The sequence below is a fragment of the Aquicoccus sp. genome, assembly GCF_041686535.1.
Taxonomy (GTDB): domain Bacteria; phylum Pseudomonadota; class Alphaproteobacteria; order Rhodobacterales; family Rhodobacteraceae; genus Aquicoccus.
Window position 1 is genome coordinate 24,672 of sequence record NZ_JAWLDS010000032.1, and the last position, 7,453, is coordinate 32,124.

Consider the following 7,453-nt stretch of genomic DNA (forward strand, 5'->3'; position numbering starts at 1 on the left):
CCACTGATGGCAAAAGGCTACCATGATGCACCCGTCCCCAAGATCACGAAACTGTGAGACGCGCAGCGGCTCTTCGCCTTTACAGGCGTAACGCCTCTCGGATTGCAGCCCAGCCTGTTTCTCGGGCAAAACACTCGGTTCTGCCTTGGAATGATGCAGATTGTACTGACGATGGTCCGCAGGTTGGACTCTAGGCGGGTTGATCGGAGAGAGGTCGGCGTCAATCCTTCTGGCTGTCAAACACCCGGGCAAAGATCGTGTCGACATACTTAGTGTGATAGCCAAGGTCGAACTTCTCGTTGATATCGGCCTCGGAAAGAGCGGCGCGCACCTCGTCGTCGGCGAGCAGTTCCTCGCGGAAATCCGCGCCCGTTTCCCAGACCTTCATCGCATTGCGTTGAACCAGGCGATAGGCGTCCTCGCGGCTCACGCCGGCTTGGGTGAGCGCAAGCAACACGCGCTGGCTCATCACCAGGCCCTTGAATTTGTCCATGTTTTCCCGCATCGTCTTGGGATAGACTACGAGCTTTTCGATCACGCCGGCCAGCCGGTTGAGCGCGAAATCGAGCGTTACGGTGGCGTCGGGCCCGATGCCGCGTTCGACCGAGGAATGCGAGATGTCGCGTTCATGCCAGAGCGCCACGTTCTCCATCGCCGGGATCACAGTCATGCGCACCAGCCGCGACAGCCCGGTGAGGTTCTCGGTCAGCACCGGGTTACGTTTGTGCGGCATGGCCGAACTGCCTTTCTGGCCCTTGGAAAAGAACTCCTCGGCCTCCAGAACCTCTGTACGCTGCATGTGTCGAATCTCGATGGCGATGTTCTCGATGCTGCTGGCGATCACGCCCAGCGTGGCAAAGAACATCGCGTGGCGATCGCGTGGAATGACCTGGGTCGAGATCGGTTCGGGCCGCAGACCCAGCTTGGCGCAGACATGCTCTTCGACCGCAGGGTCGATATTGGCGAAGGTGCCGACCGCGCCGGAAATCGCGCCGGTGGCGATTTCCCAACGGGCCTTTTCGAGCCGATTGCGATTGCGGTCCATCTCGGCATAGAACCGCGCGAAGGTCAGCCCCATCGTGGTGGGCTCGGCGTGGATGCCGTGGCTGCGCCCGATGCGTACCGTGTCCTTGTGCTCGTAGGCGCGTTGCTTCAGAGCGGCCAGCACCTTGTCGAGATCGACCAGCAGGATGTCGGCGGCGCGCACCAGCTGGATGTTGAGCGTGGTGTCGAGCACGTCGGAACTGGTCATGCCCTGATGAACAAAGCGGGCCGCGTCATTGCCGATGATCTCGGCAAGGTGGGTAAGGAAGGCGATCACGTCATGTTTGGTGACGGCCTCGATCTCGTCGATGCGGGCGACGTCGAATTCGACGTCCTTCGCTTTCCACACCGCCTCGGCGTTCTCGCGCGGGATCACGCCCAGATCAGCCTGCGCTTCGCAGGCATGGGCCTCGATCTCGTACCAGATGCGGAACTTGGTGGCGGGCTCCCAGATGGAGGTCATCTCGGGGCGGGCATAGCGGGGGATCATCGACAGTTGTCTCGCGGTTGGGTCATTTGCCGCGGTGATAGACCGGAGACGACGCGATCACAAGGCACGGTTGGCCGGGATGGCGCAATACGCTGTGCCGCCGCCGATCCCATGCCTTAACCACCAAGGCGCAGATGACCGAGTGGAGGTCCGTTACCACCAATGTAATGTCGCACGCCTCAGGTGGTGGGCGGGTCGAACTCAGCCTTGTTCAGGCAGTAGGCGGGCGCGTTTTCAAGATGAGTGCAGCGCGCCTGAAGATTTGCGCAGCCAACCTGATCGGTGCAGGCCGAACAGCGCAGGATCATCGCTTGGAAATCAAGCGCTCCCTGATCCGGGTTGCGCAGGATCGGGTTGGTGACATCCGCCCCCAGACGTGCGGCCATGCCGTGCACGAGGTCGGCGCTTTGCGAAATTCTGGAAAAGAATCCCATGTGTTCCTCCGAACTGATGGGCCGGCATTTGAACGACAAGGCCGGCCCCGGTGTCCCAGCATGTCCGCTGCGCGTCGGCTGCGCCTTGATCTGCGTCAAGCCAGCCGTCGAGGGGCCGAATTAAGCAGGCTCGCGGGGTGGCCGGGTCGATCCGGCCGCAACTGTCACGCCGAATCGGTCAGGGTGGTGACAATTTCCGAGCTGCGTTCCAGAGTGCGGTGCACCGGACATTTGTCTGCGATCTCGAGAAGCCGCTGGCGCTGCTCCTCGCTCAAATCTCCGGTGAGGGTGATTTCGCGACGAAAAGAGTCGATCTTTTCGGATTTCTCGGCCGAGCCTGCGTCCTGAGCATGCACCTTGTCGTGGCAAACATCCACCTGCACATGGTCGAGCGGCCAGCCCTTGCGGCGGGCATACATGCGGATCGTCATAGAGGTGCAGGCCCCAAGACCCGAGGCAAGAAACCCGTAGGGAGACATGCCGCGATTGGTGCCGCCATATGATTCTGGTTCGTCGGCCAGCACGTGATGGCGCGGGCCCGAGGTGATGTCTTGCAAGAAACCCTCGGGTTCGGATTCCGAGACGCGTGTCACGCCTTCGGGCGCGCCTGGAGGCGGGGCGGGGTGTTTGATTTCCAGGTAGCGCGTGGCCCAGGCGGCGATGACGCCGGCAGCATATTCTGCATCAGAGGCGTCCGAGATCAGGTGATCGGCATCGTCGAGCGTCACGAAACTCTTGGGATGCTTGGCCGCTTTGAAGATGTCGGCGGCATTGTCGATGCCGACCACGGTGTCGCGCGGTGCATGCAGGATGAGAAGCGCGCGTTTTAGGTTTTCGACCGCATGGGCGAGGTTGCGCGACGAGATGTCCTCGATGAAGTCGCGGCTGATGATGAAGGGTCGCCCTCCGAGGTCGACCTCAGCCTCGCCCTCGCGGCAAATCGTGTCTATCCTGTCAGAGAAATGATGCGTGACATGTGCGGGATCAAATGGCGCGCCGATGGTTGCGACGGCACGCGCCGACTGGATGTCGCCCGCCGCCGCCAGCATTGCCGCCCCGCCCAGCGAATGGCCGATGAGCAGGTCAGGGGCCATGTCGTTTTCCGACAGCCATGTAGCGGCTGCCTTGAGATCGGAAAGATTGGTGGCGAAGGAGGTGTTGGCAAACTCGCCCTCGGAATGGCCCAGACCGGTGAAATCGAAGCGAAGCACCGCAATGCCCGCCGCGTTGAGGCGCTGCGCGATGCGCCGCGCGGCGGGGATGTCCTTGGAGCAGGTAAAGCAATGCGCAAAGAGCGCGGTGGCCAGGTGCGGCCCCGATGGCCGGTCGAGCCGTGCGGCAAGGTCATGCCCATCGTGACCGGTGAAGGTGATCTTCTCGCTGGGCATGAGGTGGTCCTTTCGCGACTGGTTGATCGATTGGTGCAAGGGTGGGTGAGGGTTCGGCGCGGTGCAAGCCATGTTTCATGCAGATGACGTTGCTGTGAGCAAAGGTGTCTGCGACAGGAACGGGTCTGGTATAGTGATATGAACGGGCGTTCCGGGGCTTGGCGTCGATCTTGGAACGGGCTACTCACGGCGCATGATCCTGCAACGTACCATTCCCTATGACGTGAACGCTCCGCGCCCCCTGCCTGGGATTGCGCCGCTCGAACCGCGTGGCTGGCTTCGGGTGGACGAGGCTTTTGCCGAACAGATGGCTGAGCGTGAACGGCTGATTTCCGGACACCGTGCGGCGGTGATCGCGCTCGATGAAAGCGCACGGTCCGCGGCTGAAGACCTGCTTGACCTGGTGCTGGCGCAGGTCCTGGGCACCGGGCAGTACCAGCGCGCGGGTGATGCGGTGATACGCCCCGACGGCAGGCAGGTCAGGATCGACCGGGGCGATCCGATGGCCACGCTGGGACGACTGGTGCAGGAGGATTTCTGCATTCTCGACAAGCGCGGCGAAGAACATGTGCTGCTGGGCGCGGTGCTGTGTTTTCCGGCCAGCTGGTCGCTGGATGAGAAATTTCGGCGCCCGCTGGTGGGAATTCACATTCCTGTCGAGAGCTATGACGACAATATCGCGCGGCGGGTACAGCGATTGTTTGACGGAGTGCGCCCTGAGCGTCCGCTATGGCGGTTCAACGTGCTTTGGTATGATGATCCGGCCCTGCATCAGCCCCGACGTGAGGGCGAAAGGCGCGACAGGGTAGATCCGGCGCATGCGCGCTACCTTCGCTCCGAGATGCAGACCATCCGCCGCCTGCCGAAAAGCCGCTCGGTGGTGTTCGGCATTCATACATACGTCCTGGCGCGAACGGATGTGCCGGGGATTTAAGCGCGCCTGCTGGGCCTTCCTCCTGGACAGATGCTCTCCTTTCGCGCGTTTCCAGAAGCACAGCTCCGCAGCATGGTTGCCCCGCGCTCGTTGACGCCATGCGATTGTGTGGTTGGCTGGATGCTGCACTGTGTATCGGGCAACGAACACTAACGGTCGATTTGCGCACCCATGATCGAGAGCGTTTCCTGATAGACCGAGGCCGCATTCCATTCCTTCAGCACGGCATAGTTGTGGGTGCCCTTGTGATAGGGCTGGCCCGGTTTCCAACCCTTGGCGCGCAGGTAGTTGGCGGTCGAGGCCAGCGCGTCCACCTGGTTGTAGAAATCGATCCGCCCATCGCCGTTGCCGTCCACCCCGTATTCGAGCGCGTTGCCCGGTAGGAACTGGGTGTGGCCCAGTTCACCATGCTTGGCGCCCTTGGTGGCGGGGGTGATCGACCCGGTGTCGACCATCCTGAGCGCCCCTATGGCATGAGGGCGGAAGAAATCCGAGCGGCGGCAGTCGTAGGCCAGCGTGACGATGGCCGGGACCACGTTTGAATCGCCCATGAAGCTGCCAAAGGCTGTTTCCATTCCATGAATTGCTATCAGTATCCCCGCCGGCACGCCGTAAATCCGTTCGAGCGACTGGTAAAATGCGGGATTGCGTGACTTTTTGTTGCGGCCCTGCGCGATAATGGTGCTGGCGCCACGTATCTGCATGAATTTCTCGAGACTGTAGCGAAAGCTTTTCTGATTGCGGTCGGCTGCGATTGTCGCACCGGCATAACGGGTCTTGGCCAGCGCCAGAAGTCCCGCAGGGCCGACACCCGCGCGTTCGGCATCGCTTGCGAATCCTGATTTCCACTGCTCGAAACCGCTTGCCGTGTTGCCGCACTCGACAGCGAGAGCCGTCCCGCCAAGAACAAGAACGACACCGGACAGGGCGGTGGCCTTCAAGGCCGCAGGCAGACGCATGGATATCTCCGGAAACTGTCCCATTCCGCTTCGAGATTAGCCGGTAGCAAGCTGGCCCGCAAAGGAAAAGCGTTCGCCCAGCGCTACTTGACCTTGGGATGGGGTTACGTGCAGCCTGAGGCAAGGATCAATGGAGGAGAGTGGCATGGGCCATATCGGCAAGGACGTGGTGCTGGATGAACCTGCGCTGGTGCACGCTTCGGCGCAGCTTTACGGCAAGGTCCATATCGGGCCTGGCGCGTCAATCTGGCCCAATGTCGTGACCCGGGCCGAAATGCACGAGATCCGTATCGGAGCGCGCAGCAATGTCCAGGATTTCGTGATGATCCATGTGGGCGCGTTCACGCCGACCATCGTGGGCGAGGATTGCTCGATCACGCATCATGTCACGCTGCACGGTTGTGAAATTGGCGACCGTTGCCTTATCGGAATCAGTGCCACGATCATGGACGGGGCAAGGATCGGGGCCAATTCGATCGTGGCGGGTCATTCGATCGTAACCGAGAATGCGGACTTTCCGGCAAACTCGGTCATTGCCGGGGTGCCGGCCAAACAGATCGCAACGCGGGATTGTGGGGCAAAGAACATCGGAAACGCAAGGTTTTACGAGATGAATGCCCGAAACTATGCGCAGGGGCGCGACCGGCTGAGCGAAGATCAAATGGCGCAGCTTGCGTCGATGTTCGGCAGTTGAGCGTGCGGGATCGGGAGATCCCGCGCGCTCGAGCGCGACGTGGCGTCAGACGAAAGCAGACAGAAGCTGAGCGCCCAGCTGGGTTTGCGAGGTTCCCATGATGAACCCGGTCAGCGCCGCCATGCGACCGCTGAATTCAAAGCTCTCGCGACCGAGGATCGTATAGGTCAGAACAGCGGCGCCCAGCGGCAGCGAAAACGCGATGACCGATGCGTTCATCGAGTGGATCGCGGCACGATGCACAAGGGGTTTTGCCTGTTGCGGTTGTGGCAACTCATCCTCGGGCGGATAGAGCGCCATCCTTAGCCGTGCGTTTTCCAGCCAGACCTTGTCGCGTCGCGGCGCCGTCCTGGGCCGATTGGGCCTTGTGCGTGACCTGGCGCGATCCGCGTTGATCGCCGGATGGGTCGGGCGGATACGCGGGGGCTCGGGTTCTGCCTTGGGCGTTTCCACTGTGTTCAAGCTGGCTGCGCCATAGGAGGAGCCAGCCGCACGGTTGCTTCGCTCGGCGTCATAGCGCCGTGCGAGATCATCGAGAACATCATCGGGCATGATGTCCGTGACGGGGCTTACATGCGCTTTCCTGGGCTTTTCTTCCTCGCTGGACGGGTTGGACGAGGAAGCGGCTGTGATCTCGGGGCCGATCTCGGGCTCCGCCCAGACATGCGCCTCGTCGGTTTCGTCTTGCAGCACTTGCCAGATGTGATCGATGACTGCGTCGTAGAGATCCTCTGAAAAGGCCTCGACCAGCTCGATCCGCAGGAACCGATCCGGGGGGTGGTGGCTTTCGACCCGCTCGACCAACCCGTCGAACACAAAGTTGCGCCGTTCGAAAAGGGGGCCGTCGCTGGGCATGTCCTCACGCGTGCCAACGGCCATCACGAGACATTCTGCATAGGGGCGAAGCGCCTCGACATGCTTGAATTCCTTCGTGAAATCGCAGAAGGCGAGGCAGATGCGCAGCCCCGAAAGGTCAAGGAAGATGAAGTCGTCATACTGTGACGACACCCGCACATCGAGCGCAGGGTTGCTTCGCAATGCCTCTTCCAACTCGGCTGCGAGAACCGTGAAGTCGAGGTTTGACGGGGTGGCGTAGCAAAGCGCCGCAATCGTACTGTTGGCTCTGCTCGTCATGGTGGAATCCTCCGGCCATCAGTTCGTTCTAAATTGAGCAGGAAATTAAGGACGTATTTTGTGCGAATTGTGGATTTTTGCGAGACAATAAGGGCAATATTGTCTTAATTGCCGGGCCATTTCCGCAGATGGCTGCGGATTGTCCAAGCAAATCGGCATGTTTCAGGCCGTCCCACGTGCCGCTGACGTGCGTTTTCACGGAGCTGTCGGCCCATATTCGAGCTTGAGGCCATGCGGAAAGCCTTGCGCCATTCGGGCGGCGCATGGGTTTCGCGACGCCCGCGTGCCGTGATTTTGCCACATTTTGCCACAATCGGCCACAAAGCGTTAACGCGGCGCATCGGCCGGATTCGGGGGGGTGACATCCGGCTGCCGC

Annotated in this window: 7 protein-coding genes; 2 read left to right on the top strand and 5 right to left on the bottom strand. The window is 61.2% G+C overall.

What is annotated here, in order from left to right; translation table 11 throughout:
- Window positions 1-220: 220 nt before the first annotated feature.
- From purB to ACESL9_RS09000, 3 genes are all read right to left on the bottom strand, one after another.
- Window positions 221-1,534 (bottom strand): adenylosuccinate lyase, encoded by a 1,314-nt coding sequence (purB, locus tag ACESL9_RS08990; RefSeq protein WP_372612122.1) that lies wholly within the window; start codon window positions 1,532-1,534, stop codon window positions 221-223.
- Between the two features lie 179 nt (window positions 1,535-1,713).
- Window positions 1,714-1,968, bottom strand: coding sequence for a DUF6455 family protein (locus ACESL9_RS08995; RefSeq protein WP_372612124.1), 255 nt, complete (start codon window positions 1,966-1,968; stop codon window positions 1,714-1,716).
- 164 nt (window positions 1,969-2,132) lie between these two features.
- On the bottom strand, window positions 2,133-3,356 hold the full coding sequence (locus ACESL9_RS09000) for an alpha/beta fold hydrolase (protein ID WP_372612126.1): 1,224 nt from the start codon (window positions 3,354-3,356) through the stop codon (window positions 2,133-2,135).
- A 193-nt stretch (window positions 3,357-3,549) separates the two neighbouring features.
- On the opposite strand from ACESL9_RS09000, the gene ACESL9_RS09005 reads away from it, so the two are divergent.
- Complete coding sequence (locus tag ACESL9_RS09005; protein ID WP_372612128.1) at window positions 3,550-4,290, top strand: heme-dependent oxidative N-demethylase family protein; 741 nt, start codon at window positions 3,550-3,552, stop codon at window positions 4,288-4,290.
- 149 nt (window positions 4,291-4,439) lie between these two features.
- Here the strand turns inward: ACESL9_RS09005 and ACESL9_RS09010 are convergent, their stop codons facing one another.
- The gene (locus tag ACESL9_RS09010) at window positions 4,440-5,249 is read right to left on the bottom strand and encodes a lytic transglycosylase domain-containing protein (protein WP_372674738.1); all 810 of its coding nucleotides are present in this window, start codon (window positions 5,247-5,249) and stop codon (window positions 4,440-4,442) included.
- 130 nt (window positions 5,250-5,379) lie between these two features.
- Here ACESL9_RS09010 and ACESL9_RS09015 point away from each other — a divergent pair, with 130 nt between their 5' ends.
- Complete coding sequence (locus ACESL9_RS09015) at window positions 5,380-5,943, top strand: gamma carbonic anhydrase family protein (RefSeq protein ID WP_372612132.1); 564 nt, start codon at window positions 5,380-5,382, stop codon at window positions 5,941-5,943.
- Between the two features lie 45 nt (window positions 5,944-5,988).
- Here the strand turns inward: ACESL9_RS09015 and ACESL9_RS09020 are convergent, their stop codons facing one another.
- Entirely contained in the window at window positions 5,989-7,077 is a 1,089-nt protein-coding gene (locus tag ACESL9_RS09020) for a hypothetical protein (protein WP_372674739.1), read from the bottom strand.
- Between the last annotated feature and the right edge of the window lie 376 nt (window positions 7,078-7,453).